Source organism: Paracoccus sp. N5, assembly GCF_000371965.1.
Taxonomy (GTDB): Bacteria; Pseudomonadota; Alphaproteobacteria; order Rhodobacterales; family Rhodobacteraceae; genus Paracoccus.
The window spans coordinates 1,238,036-1,254,209 of record NZ_AQUO01000001.1; the positions used below are offsets into that span (position 1 = coordinate 1,238,036).

The window sequence follows — 16,174 nt, forward strand, 5'->3', positions numbered from 1 at the left end:
TCATTGGATGAACCATTGATACTTTATCCCATTCATGCTGTAAAGTCTCATTCGCATGATTAGCTTCGGCCGTTCCTGGCCAGAAAGGGGAACACCATGACATATCTGCTTGCCGGAAGCCTCGAGACGACACCTGCCGGCGAACGCTTTCGCGCGCTCGTCGAATCGCAGGACATCCTGCAATTGCCGGGCGCGCATAACGGCCTGGCCGCGATCCAGGTCAAGCGCGCGGGCTTCCAGGCCGCCTATCTGTCCGGGGCGGCGATGAGCGCGTCCATGGGCCTGCCGGATCTTGGCATCATCTCGGTCGAGGATGTCTGCTTCTTCATCAGGCAGACCGCGCGCGCATCGGGGCTGCCGGTTCTGGTCGACGGCGACACCGGCTATGGCGAGGCGCTGAACGTCATGCACATGGTCCGCGCCTTCGAGGATGCGGGCGCAGCGGCCGTGCATCTGGAAGACCAGTTGCTGCCCAAGAAATGCGGGCATCTGAACGACAAGAAGCTGGCCGCGCCACAGGACATGGCGACCAAGATCGCCGCGGCGGCCAAGGCGCGCCGGCATCTCTACATCGTCGCCCGCACCGATGCTGCCGCCAGCGAGGGCATGGAGGGCGCTGTGGCGCGCGCGAAGCTCTATCTCGAGGCGGGCGCGGATGCGATCTTCCCCGAGGCGCTGACCACGCCCGAGATGTTCCGCGAATTCGCCCGGCATGTGGACGCGCCGCTTCTGGCCAACATGACCGAGTTCGGCCGTACGCCCTTTCTGACGGCGCAGGAGTTCCAGGAACTGGGCTACAGCATGGTGATCTGGCCGGTCAGCTCGCTGCGCGTCGCCGCCCGTGCGCAGGAACAGCTTTACGCGACGATTCGCGACACCGGCGCCACCAAGGCGATGCTGGAGCAGATGCAGACCCGGGCCGAGCTTTACGACACCATCGGCTATCACGAGTTCGAGGCCCTGGACGCCTCGATCATCGCCACGGTGCTGCCCTGAAACGACAGCAGGCCCCGCAGAGCGAGGGGCCTTGCCTTTGAATGCCGGGGCGGTCGGGCCTATGCGCCCGACAGGATGGAATCGGCGATCTTCTCGGCCGCCATCATGGTCGGAAAGTTGATGTTGCCCGAGGGGATCACCGGAAAGATCGAGGCGTCGCAGACGCGCAGCCCGTCGATGCCGCGCACCCGGCCCTGCGGGTCCAGCACCGCCAGCGGATCGTCCGCCGCCCCCATCCGGCAGGTGCAGGATGGGTGCCAGACCCCGACGCAGGCGCCGCGCACGAAGGTCTCCAGCGCCTGCGGATCGGCCAGCAGCTCGTGCAGGCCAGGACCGCCCGCGACCACCCGGCGCATCAGAACGTCGCGCAGCGGTGCGGGCCCGTCCAGCAGGGTCGCAAGCGCATCGGTCAGCAGCTTGTTCCTGCGGCTCAGCATGCCGATCTGGCGGACCTTCTCGGAATAGCTGGCCGGGAAGGGGTTGGCGGTGGCGGCCTGCATCGCTGCACTCAGCTGGACGGCAGCCATGCGACGAAACCCATCGGTCAGCCGGTCCAGATCGCGGCTGTCCGACAACAGGTTGAAATCGACGGCCGGGTTCATCCGCCAGTCCGCGCCGCGCAGCCGCACCGCGCCCCGGTCGGAATAGGGCTTGTTGACATACATCAGCATGGTGCCGATGCGGTCGCCCACCGCGTGCCAAGAAGTCTTGGTCACCCCGGCCACGAACATGTCGCCGGCCGGCGCACCGCCGATCTGCGAGGAATAGCGCCAGCCGACATAGATATGCCGCCGGCTCGGCCCGCCGTTCAGCCGCGAGGCGCGGCGCAAGAAAGCGGCCAGCGCGATGGACGGATGTTCCATCAGGTTCTGCCCCACGCCGGGCAGATTCTGCCGCAGCTCGATCCCGTTCTCGGCCAGATGCGCGGCGGGTCCAATCCCCGACCGCATCAGGATCGCCGGCGATTGCAGGGCCCCGGCGCTGAGGATCACGGTTCCGGCGCGATGCTGCTCCTCCTGCCCGTCCGGCCCGACCAGGCAGATGCCGGTGCAGCGCCCGGCATCGAACACCAGCCGGCTCACCGTCACCTCCGGACGGATGTGAAGATTGGCGCGCCGTCGGGTCGCATCGTCCAGATAGGCCATGGCCGAGGATACCCGCCGCTCGTCCCGGTTCGAGATGGCGATAGGGAAATAGCCGTCCTCGAACGGCCCGTTCTGATCGGGCAGGTAGCGATAGCCCTGCTCGGCAATCGCTTCGGCCAGCGCCTTGGCATGGCCGGGCCAGGCATCGGGGAAGATCCGCCGGACCGGGACCGGCCCGTCCTTTCCATGCAGCGGTCCGTCGAAATCGAGATCGGTCTCGACCTTGCGAAACCAGGGCAGAACCGAGTCCCAGTCCCAGCCGGTCGCCCCGCGCGCCGCCCATTCGTCGTAATCCGAGGGACCGCCGCGATTGAAGAACTGGCCGTTGACCGAGGAGCCGCCGCCCATGATCCGCGCCTGTTCGTATTTGCGCGCCCGCGGCGGCGCAGCGCTGTTCGACGAGGCGACGCCTTCGGTCGTGACCATCAGATCGGGCCAGAGAAACCCCGGGTTCAGATAGGCCGTGCCCGGATAGCTGTCGAGGATCGCCGGCGGCTCCTCACCCACGGGCGTATCCGGCCCGGCCTCGCACAGCAGCACCCGGTTCGCGGCCCGCGCCGACAGGCGGTTGGCCAGGACGCAGCCCGCCGAGCCGCCGCCCACGATGATGAATTCATAGTCCGACATCTTGCTCCCGGCCCTTTGGCCATCCCTTTCAGGCCAGCCTGACGGCCACGCTCTGCAATTCGGTATAAAGCTCCAGCACCTCGCGCCCGCGCTCACGGCCCCATCCGGATTGCCGGAAGCCGCCGAAGGGCAGCGCCGGCTCATTGACCATATGCGCGTTCACCGAGACGGACCCGGCCCGGATCCGCCGCGCAAAGCGCAGTGCCCTGCCGATGTCCGAGGTCCAGATGCCAGCGAACAACCCGTATTCTGTATCGTTCGCGGTGTGGGCCAAGGCGGCAAGATCCTCGTCACCGCCGAATTTCTGCGCCACCAGCACCGGGCCGAAGATCTCTTCCCGCACGACGCGCATGTCGGGACGGGTATCGACCAGCACCGTCGGCGCGACGAAATAGCCCTCGCTTTGCGGCCTAGCACCCGCGCCCGCGATCCGGGCGCCCTCGGCCAGCCCGCTGTCGATGTAGTCGGACACCCGGTCGCGCTGCACCGCAGATATCAGCGGCCCCAGCTGCGTTCCGGCGTCCAGCCCGTGCCCCAGCGTCATGCTGTCACCGATTGCCGCCACGCCTTCGACGACCTGGTCGAAAACCCGCTCATGGACGTAAAGCCGCGATCCGGCCGAGCAGACCTGCCCGCTGTTCAGAAAGATGGCATTTGCCGCGCCCTGGATCGCCGCGTCGATATCGGCATCGGGGAAAATGAAGACCGGGGATTTCCCGCCAAGTTCCAGCGTGACCTTCTTGAGGTTGCCCAGGGCGGCCTCGACAATCTTCTTGCCGGTGCCGGTCGAGCCGGTAAAGGCGACCTTGTCCACGCCGGGATGCCGCGCCAGCGCGGCGCCGGCCCCCGAACCAAAGCCGGTCAGGATGTTCACCACGCCGGGCGGAAACCCCGCCTCCAGGATCAGCTCGCCCAGCTTGATCGCGCTGAGCGGCGTCTGCTCGGCCGGTTTCAGCACCACCGTGCAACCGACCGCCAGGGCCGGCGCCAGTTTCCAGATCGCCATCGACAGCGGAAAGTTCCACGGGATGATCTGCGCGACCACGCCGATCGGCACATGGCTGGTGAAGGCGTGCCATTCGCCTGGCAGCGAAACCTTGACGGTCTCGCCGTTCAGCTTGGTCGTCCAGCCGGCGAAATAGCGCACCATTTCGGCAACGCCAGCAATGCCGGCCAGGGCCAGGGCCAGGGGCTTGCCGTTGTCGACCACCTCGACCTGGGCCAGCAATTCGCCGTTGGCCTCGATCAGGTCGGCAAGGCGCATCAGCAGCCGCGCCCGCTCGGGCCCCGAAAAGCGCGACCAGGGCCCGTCCAGCGCCCGGCGCGCCGCCGCCACCGCCAGATCGACATCCTCGGCCCCAGCCTCGGATGCGGCAGCGACCACGGCCCCCGTCGCCGGATCGAACACTTCGAAGCGCCGCCCCTCGCTCGGGGTGACCCATTGCCCGTCGATCAGCAGCAGATGCCTGCCGGAAATGAAGCTGGCGGCGTCGGCGGAAAGCCCGGGGTGCAATGTCATCTGTCCACGTCCTGGTTGCGGTTCACGCGGCGGGCTGCGCCGCGGCGAACAGGGATTTCAGGTCAAAGCCGGGATCGGCCGCCTGCTCGGGGGTGGGCGACAGCCCGGCCGTCAACAGGCGACGCGCGGCCATGTGATCGGCAGGCCGGTTGGCGGATTCCACCGCGACCAGCCGGTCGCCGCGATAGCAGAAGACCGAGAATTTCATTCCCGAGACATCGCCCCGCAGCACCTCGCGGTCGGTTCCCTGCGCAAGGCCGGCGATCTGCAGCTTGGCGCCGCCCTGGTCGCTCCAGAACCATGGCACCGCGTCATAGGCGGCGGGCTTGCCGGTCAGCACGGCCGCGAGATGCCGGGCCTGGTCCATGGCGTTCTGGATCGACTCCAGCCGCGACGGCTGCAGGGCGAAACGCGAAGGGAACACCGCGCAATCGCCCAGCGCGAAGATGGCAGGATCGCTGGTGGCAAGGCGATCATCAACGACAATGCCATTGTCGCAATCGATCCCGGCATCCCGCGCCAGCGCGACATGCGGCTCGACCCCGATGCCGACCACGACCAGATCGGCAGGCAGAAGGATGCCGTCCTCGAGCTCGACGGCGCTGATCTCGCCGGCTTCGGCAACCAGCCGACGGACCTTGGCCTGCAGGAAAAGCTGGCTTCCCAGCGCGACGTGATGCGCCCGGAAGGCCTCGGCCATCGGCTGCGATATGGCCCGTCCCATCAGGCGCGGACCGGCCTCGACGATGCTGACAGCCAGGCCCCATTCGCGCGCCACGGCAGCGAATTCCAGGCCAAGAAAGCCGCCGCCGATGACGACGGCATTCCTGCTGCGCTCAAGCCGCTCGCGGATGGCGCGGGCATCGGCGATGGTGCGGATACTGTGCACACCACCGATTCCTTCGGTGCCCGGCAGGGCGCGGTTCGCCGCGCCGGTCGCCAGCACCAGCCTGTCATAGCCGATGTCGCTTCCATCGGCGAGGATCAGCCTACGGCCCGCCCGGTCCAGCCGCTCGGCCCGGGTGCCGATCCGCAGGTCGATGCCCTTGCTCTCGAAATGCGCGTGCTGCTGGAAGGTAAGCGCTTCGGCGCCGATGGTGCCGCTGAGAAACGCCTTGGAGAGCGGCGGGCGCTGGTAGGGCAATTCGGCCTCGTCGCCGATCAGGACCAGCTTGCCCTGGTGGCCGGCATCCCGCAGGGCGACGGCAAGCTGATAGCCAGCCTGCCCTGCACCAACGATCACGATCTCGGCGTCAGTCATCGTCGTCCTGCAGATGGATGACCAGAGCCGGGCACAAGCGGGCCGCCTCGCGCACCGCCTCGTGCTGATCCGCGGGCGGGTTCTCGTCCAGCACGATCACCAGCCCGTCATCGTCGTTCTGCGCAAAGACCTTGGGAGCCGCGACCACGCAAAGCCCCGCGCCGATGCACTTGTCCATATCGACTGTAATTTTCATCGCCATCCTCCTCATTGGCAGCCGCGGGCGCCGAAGCGCCATGGGCGTTTCCCTTCGTCACCAAGTGACCGGCAGCTTTTCGATACCGTAAACGAAAGCGTCATAGCGGAATTCCAACTCCTCGACCGGGACCGCGAGCTTCAGGTTCGGGAAGCGCTGGAACAGCTTGCTGAACACGATCTGCAGCTCGGCCCGGGCCAGGGCCTGGCCCAGGCATTGATGCGAGCCGAAGCTGAAGGCCACATGATGCATCGCCTTCCGGCGAATGTCGAAACGGTCGGGATCATCGAAGGCGGCCGGGTCGCGGTTCGCGGCGCTGATCAGCGCCAAAACCCCGTCACCCTTGCGGATCAGGGTTCCGCCGACCTCGACATCCTCCAGCGCCACCCGCGGACCGTTGTAATGCACGATGGTGTGGAAGCGCAGCATCTCCTCTACCGCGCCCACCACCAGCGACGGGTCGGCCACCAGCGCGTCCTTTTGATCGGGGTGCAGCAGCAGCGAAAGGCAGCCTAGCGCGATCATGTTTGCCGTGGTCTCGTGCCCGCCCATCAGCAAAAGCTCGGCGGTCGCCAGCGCCTCCTCGCGGGTGATGTGGCCGGGCAGCATGTAGTTGTGCAGCATCCGGGTGATAAGATCGTCCTGCGGCTCGGTCGCCTCGAGCTTGCGGGTGATAAGCCCGTCGAGATACTCGCGCATTTCGCGCCCCGCCCGGAGCGGGACTTCCGGATCGGCCTTCAGGTCGAGCTTCTGCAAGGCCCGTTCGTGGAAATATTCCTGATCCTCGTAGGGCACGCCCAGCATGTTCGAGATCACCGTAGTCGGCAGCGCCAGGGCGAAAACCTCGGCAAAATCGCAGCTGCCGCCCTTGGCTTCCATCTCGTCGAAAAGCCGGTCGACGAGATCGTTCAGATAAGGCTTCATCGCCTCGATGGTCTTCACCATGAACTCGCGCGAGAACATCCGGCGATGCTTTGTATGTTCGGGCGGATCCATGCGGATCAGCGTCGCGGGATGCTCGTTGCGCAGCAGCGACGCGCGCGCCGGCGCGATCATCGGATAGTTGGGCGTCGAGGGCACCGTGGAGAAGCGGTTGTCGCCAAGCACCTGCTTGACCTCGTCATGCCGGGTGACGATCCAGGCCCAGGCGCCGTCCGGCATGCGGACCTTGCTCAGCCCCGGCTTCTTGCGGATCTCGGCATATTCCGCTGGCGGCGCGAAGGGACAACGCTGCATCGGAAAGTTCGGCAGCCCGTCTTCACCGACGGAGCGCTCTGACGTGTCAATGGACGACGGGTACATTGCTTTCTCCTCCTTGGATCCTGTCCACCCAGGCCCCTTATGCGGGTCGCTGCATCGATCGATGCAGCTTGTCGTATCACCTCGCGAAGCCGGCTCCGTAGCCGGGCCACCACGTCCTTACCGGTCCCGGTCAGGCCTCCTCAATCCTGCCTGCCTCGTCTTCCCTGTTCAGCACGATGCCGAATTCGGCCAGAACCTCTTCGGTATGCTCCCCCAGGACCGGCGGGCGCGAGACCTTTTTCAGCGGCGTTTCCGAAAGTTTCAGCGGATTGGCCAGCAGCTTGAAGCGGCCTGCCCGCGGATGGTCCAGTTCGACCACAAGGTCGCGCTGAATGCGCGGATCCGCGAAAACCTCGTCGAAGGTCGCCACCGGCGCAAACATGGTTCCGGCTTCCAGAAGCACCTTGTTCCAATGCGCCATCGGCTTTTTGGCAAAGGCTCGCGCCAGCCCGGCATCAACGATCTCGCGATGGGCCAGACGCCCCTCCTTGGTCGCAAGGCGCTCATCCGCCAGCAGATCGTCAGCCCCCACCGCCCCCGCCAACGCCCGCCAGAACTTGTCGGTATGGGCGATGATCATGACGTGACGTTTATCAGAGGTCTCATAGGTATTATAGGGCACGATCTGCCAATGCGCATTGCCCATGCGGGCCGGCGTATCGCCCGTCGCGAAGTAATAGGAATCGCGCGGGATCATGCTGTAGATGGTGGCGTCCATCATCGACAGGTCAATGCGCTGGCCCTTGCCGGTCTTCTGCCGGGCGTTCAGGGCGGCCATGACGCCGATGGTCGAAAGCAGCGGCGTGATCAGGTCGCAATAGGGCATGCCGGTCTTCAGCGGGCCGGTCTTTTCGTCGCCGGTCAATTGCATCAGGCCAGACAACGCCTGGATCACCGGATCCATGCCCGGACGGGTGCTGTCGTCGCCTTCGCTGCCGAAGGCGGTGGTCTGGCAATAGATCAGCCCGGGGTTCTCGGCGCTGAGTTCCTCATAGGTGATCCCCAGCTTCTCGGCGATGCCCGGACGGAAGTTCACCGCGACGATGTCGACATGCTTCGCCAGCTCGCGGGCCGCGCGCTTGCCTTCGTCGGTATTCAGATCAAGGACGACGCTGCGCTTGTTGCGGTTCATCGTCAGGAAATAGGCAGCATCGTCGCCCAGGAACGTCTCGCCGGTCTTGCGGAACGTGTCGCCCTGCGGCGGCTCGACCTTGATCACGTCCGCCCCGAAATCCGCAAGAAGCATGGTCCCCATCGGACCGTTCATCATCTGCGTGAAGTCCAGCACGCGGATTCCATCCAAAGCACCGGTCATGACGCCTCCTTCTTTCCCGCCTCCGGTATCGACCGAATGGCACATTGGCTCAACCTTTGACTTTTATCCTTAACTGCTGGATAGAAGTCAAGCAGAAATAGACAGGACTTTCGGAAAGGTGCCCTATGAACAAAACCCCCGGCTTTATCGACGTCGCCGCAAGCGATGGCCATGTCCTTTCGGCCTGGTGCGCCGGTCCGCCCGCAGCCACCCGCTCGCTGGTTGTGGTGCAGGAAATTTTCGGCGTGAATCACTACATCCGCTCGGTGTGCCACAAGCTGGCCGATCTGGGCTATCGCGTCGTGGCCCCTGCCCTTTTCGACCGGGTCAGCCGCGGCTATGAGCGCGGCTACAGCCGCGAGGAGGCGCAGGAGGGCATGGCGATCCGGCGCCAGCTCGACGAGGCCCTGGCGCTCGACGACATTCTGGCGGCGGCGGCGCTGCTGCCTGGACGCAAGGGAATCATCGGCTTCTGCATGGGCGGCACGCTGTGCTGGCAGGCCGCCTCGCGCAGCACGGCTTTCGATGCCGCGGTCGGCTGGTACGGCACCGGGATCGCCGCCGACCTGGACGCCCGGCTGAACTGCCCCGTGCAGTTGCACTATGGCGACAAGGATCACGCCATCCCGCTGGAGGACGCCCTGAAGGTGCGGGACGCCCGGCCGGATGTCGAGGTCTTCATCTATGACGCCGGGCATGGCTTCGGCTGCACCGAGCGGGCCAGCCATGTCGAGCCGGCCGCCACGCTGGCATGGCAGCGCAGCCTGGCCTTTTTCGACCGTCACCTGGACAGGAAGCCGCCGGCCGGGTCGGACAGATAGAAACAGGCGCGGCGGGTTTCCCTGCCGCGCCCGAAAGAGGCCGGTCCGATACCGCGCTCAGGCCGCGCTGCAGATGCCCAGCGCCTGGCCGTCGGCAATGCCGCGCACGGCGTCGATGATCTCGCCCGGCCGCGCCGGGGCGGCGTCGTCGCGCCAGACCACCTGGCCATCCGGCCGCACCAGGACGAGCCGGCGCTCGTAAAGCGCCGCGGCTTCGGCATTGTCGATGGTGACGACCCGGAACGGCACCCCGCGCGAGGCCGCTTCGGCGGCAAGCCCGTCGCCCGAGGGCGCATCCCCGCCAAAGCGCAACAGGACGAACTCCTTGCCGAACAGGTCGAGAATCGACTTGCCGGGCTCAAGCCAGACATGTGGCGCCCGCGAGCCGGGCCGCGCGGTCGGAGTATAGGTCTGCACGGTATCCTCGGGACGGGGCGTGCCGTCGGGAATGACGATGGGCGAGCCCTCGAACACATAACCAAGATGGATGCCGATAGAGAACCATTCCCGCTTCATCAGTTCGGTATAGGCCTCGCCGAACTCGCGGCGCTTCTGCTCCGCTTCGGGCGTATCGGCGAACATCTCGGGCCCCGGGGAAACCACCCGCGGCGACAGCATGCGCTTCAGGTTGCCGGTCGCCTCGGAGACGTTGCGGATCGCCACCGGCCGCATCTCGGTCTCGTATGAGCCCAGCAGGTTCGGCCCGCCCCAGCCCTCGATCGTGGCGGCAAGCTTCCACGACAGGTTCACCGCGTCCTGGATGCCGGTGTTCATCCCGAAGCCGCCGGTGGGCGAGGTCAGATGCGCCGCGTCCCCGGCCAGGAAAACCCGCTTGGTGCCATAGCTGTCCGCGACCAGCTGGCGGCGGACCCAAGGCAGCAAGGAAAGGATCTCGAAATCGAATTCCTTGCCGACCGCGCGGATGATGGCAGCCCGCATGACCTCCTCGGAATGGGTCTGCATCCTGTCGTCGCCCACCAGCGAGAAGCGCCACTGGTCGCGGCCGTTGATGGCAACAAGCGTGGCCCAGGTCCCTTCCGGCCCGATGAAGATATAGCGATAGGCCGGGCGCAGATCGTGAAGCCCTTCGAGGTTCTCGGCGCGGAACACCACGTTGGTGGTATAGGTCAGCGTCGGCTCGCCCGCCATGGCGATGCCCAGCGCCTGACGGACGCTGCTGGCGCCGCCATCGGTGCCGACCAGATATTGCGAGCGGATCTCGAAGGTCTCGCCGCTTTCCAGGTCGCGCAGCGTGCTGAGAACGCCGTCCTCATCCTCAACGAAGCTGACCAGTTCGGTCCGGTAGCGCAGCGAGACATGCGGATACTGGCTTGCAAAACGGCGCAGCACCGGGTCGAAGAAATTCTGCGGGCAACGTTCGCGCTTCTGCGGGCTTTGCGGCGGGCACGCCTCGTCTTGCGGGGCCGGGAAGACCTCGCGTCCGAATTCATATCCGGTCAGCGACGTCACCCAGGCGCAGTCCTGCGGATAAGCGCGGTTGTAGCCGGCGCTTTCGACCCAGGGCACGATGCCCCAGCGGCGGCAGAACTCCATGGTGCGGATGCCGATCATGTCCATTTTCGGCTGCAGGATCTGGCCGTCGCTCCGCTCGACCAGCGTGCAGGCGGTGCCGCGAAAGCCCAGGTCTCCGGCCAGCGCCAAGCCGATCGGGCCAGCGCCGACGATCAAAACAGGAGTATCCATACTTATCTTCCCTGAATGGTGGCAGGCGCAGCGCGCGCCTGGTGACTGCGGGCAAGGCCCGCGACGAGGTTCCGCGTCAGGCCGGCTGCTCGCGATAGAAGCCGAGCTTTTCGAGGGCGGGGATATCGTTCACCTGGAACAGCACTGCTTCACTTTCTCCGGTATTGAGATGCTCGTGCACGGCCCAGGGCGGCAAAGCCAGGAAATCGCCTTTGGCCCAGTCGAAGCGCTGGCCGTCGATGATCGTCGCCCCATCGCCGCGGACGACGTAATAGACGGCGCTGCCAGTGTGGCGATGCGCGCGCGTATGGGTACCCGGGCGCAGCATCTGCAGCCGCGTGCCGATGGTCGGCAGGGCCGGCTCGCCGGTCAGCGGGTTCTGGTATTCCAGGATCACGTCGTCAAAGGGATCCGGGTCGAGGCCCGCGGCCTGCCGCAGCGCCTCTTCCGACATGGCGCGGGTATAGGCGAGCAGCGGGCTGTATTTCTTCGGCTCGGGCCGGCGAAGCGGGCGCATCAGACCGCTGCCATAGCGGCGGTAGGATTCGTCAGGGATCACATTCGGCGTCTGCCGCGCGGATTCGAAATCCTCGAAGAACACAGCATGGCAGGACCGCACCAGCGAGATGTCCAGGACATCGATCCAGACCATGGGCTCGCTGCCCTTGTGCTCATGATCGTGCCAAGTCCAGTTCGGGGTCAGCACAAGGTCGCCCTCGTTGATCTGGTACATCTCGCCGTCGACGGTGGTATCGGCCCCCTCGCCCTGCATGATGAAGCGTAGCGCCGAGGCCATGTGGCGATGCGCCGTGGCAATTTCACCGGGCAGGATATACTGGATCGACACCCAGAAGGTCGGCGTCGTCCCATAGGACAGACCCGGATTGCTGAGTTGCAGGGTCCGGCGCACACCGCCCGCCTGAAGCTTCAACCGCGCGCCGATCTGTTCCAGCTGCTCGGCAATATCCTTCGCCTTCCACAAGACCGGCACCATGGAGGAATTCGGCTCCTTGGTGAACAGCGGCCGGTCAGGCGAGCTGACCCGGAAATTATACTTTTCAAGTTCGGCAATCAGGGCCTGCCGTTCATCGGCATCAACCATCTGCACTTCAGCCATCCAGTCCTCCCTTCAATCTCAGACGGGTTGATGGCCTTCCGGATGGGCCGTCAGCCCGATCCGGCCCAGGATAACCCATGCCATCGAAGCCATCATGCGTCGGCAAGAAGTATTTGTCAATGGATCAACCATTAAATTATAACGCGCCTCAACTTCTGCACAAGACACGACGGAGAACATGTCGCAAAACAAAGAGTTTTTCAAAGGTTCAACCATTGACGAGAAATGTACGACGGAATATCTAGGTCATGTTGACAAATGGCGAAGCCAGAGCCTGATGCAGGCGATGTCGATGAAGCCGAGGAAACTGTCTGCGGTTTTGTCGTAGCGTGTTGCCAGGCGGCGACTGTTCTTGAGCTTGTTGAAACAACGCTCGACCATGTTGCGCAAGGTGTAGATGGTCATGTCGACGACCTTGCGCACCTTGCGGTTCTTTCGCATGGGGATCATGGGCAGCGCGTTACGGCTCTCGATGTCTTCTCTAATTTTATCAGAGTCATAGCCCCTGTCGGCGACCAACACGGCGGGCTGCGGAAGGTTGTCGGCCATCACCAGATCATAGCCCGTGTAGTCTGAATCCTGCCCGGGCGTGATCTCGGTCCTTATCGGGAGGCCAGCGCCGTTGACGCGGAGATGGATCTTGGTCGAGAACCCACCTCTTGAACGGCCAAGAGCCTCTTTCGGAGTCCCCCTTTTGCGCCGGCCGCATGGTGGTGGGCCCTGATCACAGTGCTGTCGATCATCTGGAGCTTGTCGGGCGCGAGCTTCGCGTGGTTCAAGGCATCCAGGATGTCCTCCCACAGCCCGGCGAGCGTCCAGCGCCGGAACTGCCGGTAGACAGATGACCACTTGCCAAACTCCTCTGGCAGGTCCCGCCAGGGCGCACCGGGGCATTGCCAATTTGTTGTGTCGTGAAGCGCCTGCTACAGGATCTCGGATGAAAACGCCATCATCCATGCCGCGCCTGAAGGGGTTTCGCTTTCCCCGTGAGATCATTGCCTACGCCGTCTGGGCATATCACCGCTTCGCCCTGAGCGGGGCTGACGTCGAGGACCTTCTGGCAGAGCGCGGCGTGATCGTCAGCCGCGAGAGCATCAGGCTTTGGGTTAACCGCTTTGGCGCGCAGTTTGCCACCTGCATCCGGCGCGATAGGCCGGGGCCGTCGGACAAGTGGCATCTGGACGAGGTCGTCATCCCGATACGCGGCAGGAAACACTGGCTCTGGCGGGCGGTTGACGCCAATGGCCACACGCTCGACATCCTCGTGCAAACCCGCCGGAACGCCAGAGCCGCGAGGCGCTTTCTGGCAAGGCTCATCGCGCAATTCGGCCAGCCGCGTGTGATGATCACCGACAAGCTGCGCAGCTACTTCAAGCCAATCCGGAACCTGGCTCCCGACGCCGACCACAGGGCACACAAGGGGCTGAACAACCTGGTCGAGGGCTCACACAGACCAACGCGACGGCGAGAGAAGATCATGGGACGCTTCAAGTCCCAACGACAGGCGCAGAGATTCCTCGCCGCCCATGACCAGATCAACACCCTCTTCCGTCCCCGCCGCTATCGTCTCACCGCATCTTCATACCGCCACGCACGGGCTGACGCCTTCAGCCTGTGGAACGACTATGCGCTCGAGATGAACGCATAAGCGCTCACGCTTCGCCCCCCTTTGCGCCCACAATCACCCAACTTGGCAATGCCCGACGAAGTCGTAGGACCAGACATGGTTGGGCCGCTCGGCGCGCAGGCGGATGCATGATCCGTCGGCGAGCCAGAGCCGGCCTTTCTTCGGTTGTTTGGCTGGAACCTTCAGCCCCTCTTGCCGCCAGATGCGCTCGACCCGCTTGTCGTTGACCACCCAGCCCATCTGGCTGCGCAGAAGCTCGGCGATCTTGCGATAGCCGTAGCGGCCATAGCGGCGGGCCAGTGCAACGATGTCCTCGGTCAGTTGCTGCTCGTCGTCCCGGCCGCGAGGAATACGCCGCTGCGTGGAGCGATGCTGCCCAAGCACGAGGCATACCCGGCGCTCCGACACGCGCTTCGGCAGAACCGAGCGAACATGGTCGATGCAGGCACGGCGACGCGAGGGGCTCAGAAGTTTCCCCGCGCAGCCTCCGTCAGGATCAGCTTGTCCAGCGTCAGATCCGCCACCGCCTTGCGAAGCCGTTCGTTCTCCTTCTGGAGATCCTTCAACTGCCGAAGCTGGTCACGGCTCATGCCGCCATATTGCTTGCGCCACCGGTAGAACGTCAGTTCGGAAACGCCGATCTGGCGAACGGCATCCGCCATCGCCATGCCTTGGCCGCGCAAAACCTCAACCTGCCGAAGCTTCGTGACGATCTCGTCGGGCTTGTGTCGCTTGTTTGCCATTGTGGTCCTCCTTCATGGTCAAAACCATACTTCAAGGTGGACCCGTCCGTGGGGGCCGATCAGCCAGACGGTCCCGGAACGACAGCCGCAACTGCGACTAACTGAGCAGCACTTCCAGCCTGGATCGTTTTCTCGCCAAGGTGGTGCCTACCTGGATGCCGCCACTCAACCTTTGGTGGTGTCCACGCCATGCCCGCAATCACCGCGGTCGAGGCCAGCGAGGTCGGGCGCCGTACCAGTCAGGATCACAACCTGCTCCAGGCTCAAGGCTACGGCCCTTCGAAACATTCCAGAGATGTACATCACGCAGACACTCGCCCGCCATTGGCATCTGTCCCCACGAAACCCCTGATCTGTCACTTTATGTCCTCGCATACCGAGGTCTTTATCGAGGCAAGGCATACAACATCGCCGGGCTCCGGACTGGCGCACAGAAGAGGAATACAAATGGAGGATCACGCAATGCCAACGAAAGAGACGATCGGCTGCCTGCCTGTGGACTGGTCGCGCGACGCTATCATCAACCGTCGCGATACCTATTATGCGGCAACACAGCGGTCCTTCGTACCCTATCGCAATCCCCTGATCATCCGCCGTGGGCAGGGGCAATATGTCTGGGACGAACAGGGCAACAAGCTGATCGACCTTTTGGGGATGAACCTTTGCATCAGCATCGGCCACGCCCATCCGGGGGTCGTCGCGGCCGTCCGCGAGCAGATGGAAAACCTGGCGCATTGCACGACCATGTTCCACCATCCCGTGCCCGCGCATTTCGCGGAGGAACTGGTGGCAACCATGCCGGCGGGTCACGACTGGGTCGTTCATTTCACCAATTCCGGCACCGAGGCCATCGACCTTGCGCTGATGCTGTCGCGCATCCACACTGGCAATCAGGATGTGGTGGCGTTGCGCAACTCCTATCACGGCGCGACCTATGGCGCCCAGACGCTCAGCGGCGTGCAGAACTTCCGCCACAATGCCGCTCTGCTGCCCAATGTCACCTTCGCGGCCGAGCCGAACGACTATCGCGGCGCCTTCGGTGCTGGCGCCCAGCCCTATCTGGACGAACTAGACCGGGTGATTTCCTGCACCACCTCCGGTCGGCTGGCCGGTATGTTCATTGAGCCCGTGCAGGGATATGGCGGGATCGTGGTCATGCCCGACGGCTATATCAAGGGCGCAGCCGAGCGGGTTCGCGCGGCCGGGGGCTTGCTGATCATCGACGAGGTGCAGTCGGGCTTCGGCAAGACCGGGGCGGGCATGTGGGGGTTTGAGGCCCATGGCGTTGTTCCCGACATCGTCGTCATGGCCAAGGGCATCGGCAACGGCATTCCGCTAGGCGCGGTCGTCGTCAAGCGCGAAGTCGCCGAGGCGATGAGCCAAAAGTTCCTGTTCCACACCTATGGTGCAAACCCTGTCGCCTGCGCTGCGGGCCGCGTTGTGTTGCAGGTGATCCGAGAAGACAACCTGATCGAGAACGCTCGGGTTGTCGGGGCCGAAATCAAGGCGCGCCTGCAAGATCTGATGCAGCGCTACGAGGTGATCGGCGAAGTGCGTGGTTGCGGCTTCATGATGGCTGTCGAACTGGTCAAAGACCGCAAATCCAAGGAGCCCGCGCCAGAGATCACCGCCGAGATATTCGAGCGGACCCGGCAGAACGGTCTCGTCATGTCGAAATCCGGCAATTACCGCAACGTTTTGCGCATGGTGCCGCCGCTGTGCCTGTCGCAGGATGATGTCAAGCCGATCATCGACGCTTTCGAGAAATCCTTCCGCGAAACGCTGGCAGGCTGACGGAGGC

Annotated in this window: 12 protein-coding genes and 2 pseudogenes; 4 read left to right on the forward strand and 10 right to left on the reverse strand. The window is 64.5% G+C overall.

Annotation, left to right across the window (positions count from 1 at the left end):
• Positions 1 to 96: 96 nt before the first annotated feature.
• On the forward strand, positions 97 to 996 hold the full coding sequence (gene prpB, locus PARN5_RS0106215) for a methylisocitrate lyase (protein ID WP_017998912.1): 900 nt from the start codon (positions 97 to 99) through the stop codon (positions 994 to 996).
• Between the two features lie 59 nt (positions 997 to 1,055).
• On the opposite strand, the gene PARN5_RS0106220 is transcribed toward prpB, so the two are convergent.
• From PARN5_RS0106220 to PARN5_RS0106245, 6 genes are all read right to left on the reverse strand, one after another.
• A complete protein-coding gene (locus tag PARN5_RS0106220; protein ID WP_017998913.1) occupies positions 1,056 to 2,768 on the reverse strand; it encodes a GMC family oxidoreductase N-terminal domain-containing protein in 1,713 nt (570 codons plus the stop codon).
• Positions 2,769 to 2,796: 28 nt separating this feature from the next.
• Positions 2,797 to 4,287, reverse strand: a complete 1,491-nt coding sequence (locus PARN5_RS0106225; RefSeq protein WP_026155206.1) for an aldehyde dehydrogenase family protein — start codon at positions 4,285 to 4,287, stop codon at positions 2,797 to 2,799.
• A 22-nt stretch (positions 4,288 to 4,309) separates the two neighbouring features.
• Entirely contained in the window at positions 4,310 to 5,548 is a 1,239-nt protein-coding gene (locus PARN5_RS0106230) for an FAD-dependent oxidoreductase (protein WP_017998915.1), read from the reverse strand.
• Positions 5,541 to 5,744, reverse strand: a complete 204-nt coding sequence (locus PARN5_RS0106235; RefSeq protein WP_026155207.1) for a ferredoxin — start codon at positions 5,742 to 5,744, stop codon at positions 5,541 to 5,543. The genes PARN5_RS0106230 and PARN5_RS0106235 overlap by 8 nt, the downstream gene beginning before the upstream one ends.
• Positions 5,745 to 5,801: 57 nt before the next feature.
• Entirely contained in the window at positions 5,802 to 6,980 is a 1,179-nt protein-coding gene (locus tag PARN5_RS0106240; protein WP_017998917.1) for a cytochrome P450, read from the reverse strand.
• 196 nt (positions 6,981 to 7,176) lie between these two features.
• Positions 7,177 to 8,361 (reverse strand): CoA transferase, encoded by a 1,185-nt coding sequence (locus tag PARN5_RS0106245; protein WP_017998918.1) that lies wholly within the window; start codon positions 8,359 to 8,361, stop codon positions 7,177 to 7,179.
• Positions 8,362 to 8,486: 125 nt separating this feature from the next.
• Here PARN5_RS0106245 and PARN5_RS0106250 point away from each other — a divergent pair, with 125 nt between their 5' ends.
• Entirely contained in the window at positions 8,487 to 9,182 is a 696-nt protein-coding gene (locus PARN5_RS0106250) for a dienelactone hydrolase family protein (RefSeq protein ID WP_017998919.1), read from the forward strand.
• Between the two features lie 57 nt (positions 9,183 to 9,239).
• On the opposite strand, the gene PARN5_RS0106255 is transcribed toward PARN5_RS0106250, so the two are convergent.
• The 3 genes and pseudogenes from PARN5_RS0106255 to PARN5_RS0106265 form a co-directional block, all read right to left on the reverse strand.
• Positions 9,240 to 10,886, reverse strand: a complete 1,647-nt coding sequence (locus PARN5_RS0106255; RefSeq protein ID WP_051070977.1) for an FAD-dependent oxidoreductase — start codon at positions 10,884 to 10,886, stop codon at positions 9,240 to 9,242.
• Between the two features lie 76 nt (positions 10,887 to 10,962).
• Positions 10,963 to 12,003 carry a cupin domain-containing protein gene (locus PARN5_RS0106260; protein WP_017998921.1) on the reverse strand — a complete coding sequence of 347 codons (1,041 nt, stop codon included), beginning with the start codon at positions 12,001 to 12,003 and terminating at the stop codon, positions 10,963 to 10,965.
• Between the two features lie 246 nt (positions 12,004 to 12,249).
• Positions 12,250 to 12,890 (reverse strand): annotated as a pseudogene (locus PARN5_RS0106265) (IS5-like element ISPko5 family transposase); the annotation flags it as partial.
• A gap of 50 nt (positions 12,891 to 12,940) precedes the next feature.
• On the opposite strand from PARN5_RS0106265, the gene PARN5_RS0106270 reads away from it, so the two are divergent.
• The gene (locus PARN5_RS0106270; RefSeq protein ID WP_026155209.1) at positions 12,941 to 13,651 is read left to right on the forward strand and encodes an IS6-like element ISPpa9 family transposase; all 711 of its coding nucleotides are present in this window, start codon (positions 12,941 to 12,943) and stop codon (positions 13,649 to 13,651) included.
• Positions 13,652 to 13,705: 54 nt separating this feature from the next.
• Here PARN5_RS0106270 and PARN5_RS23335 read toward each other — a convergent pair.
• A pseudogene (locus PARN5_RS23335) lies at positions 13,706 to 14,373 on the reverse strand (IS3 family transposase); the annotation flags it as partial.
• Positions 14,374 to 14,820: 447 nt separating this feature from the next.
• On the opposite strand from PARN5_RS23335, the gene PARN5_RS0106285 reads away from it, so the two are divergent.
• A complete protein-coding gene (locus PARN5_RS0106285) occupies positions 14,821 to 16,167 on the forward strand; it encodes an aspartate aminotransferase family protein (RefSeq protein WP_026155210.1) in 1,347 nt (448 codons plus the stop codon).
• Positions 16,168 to 16,174: the final 7 nt, after the last annotated feature.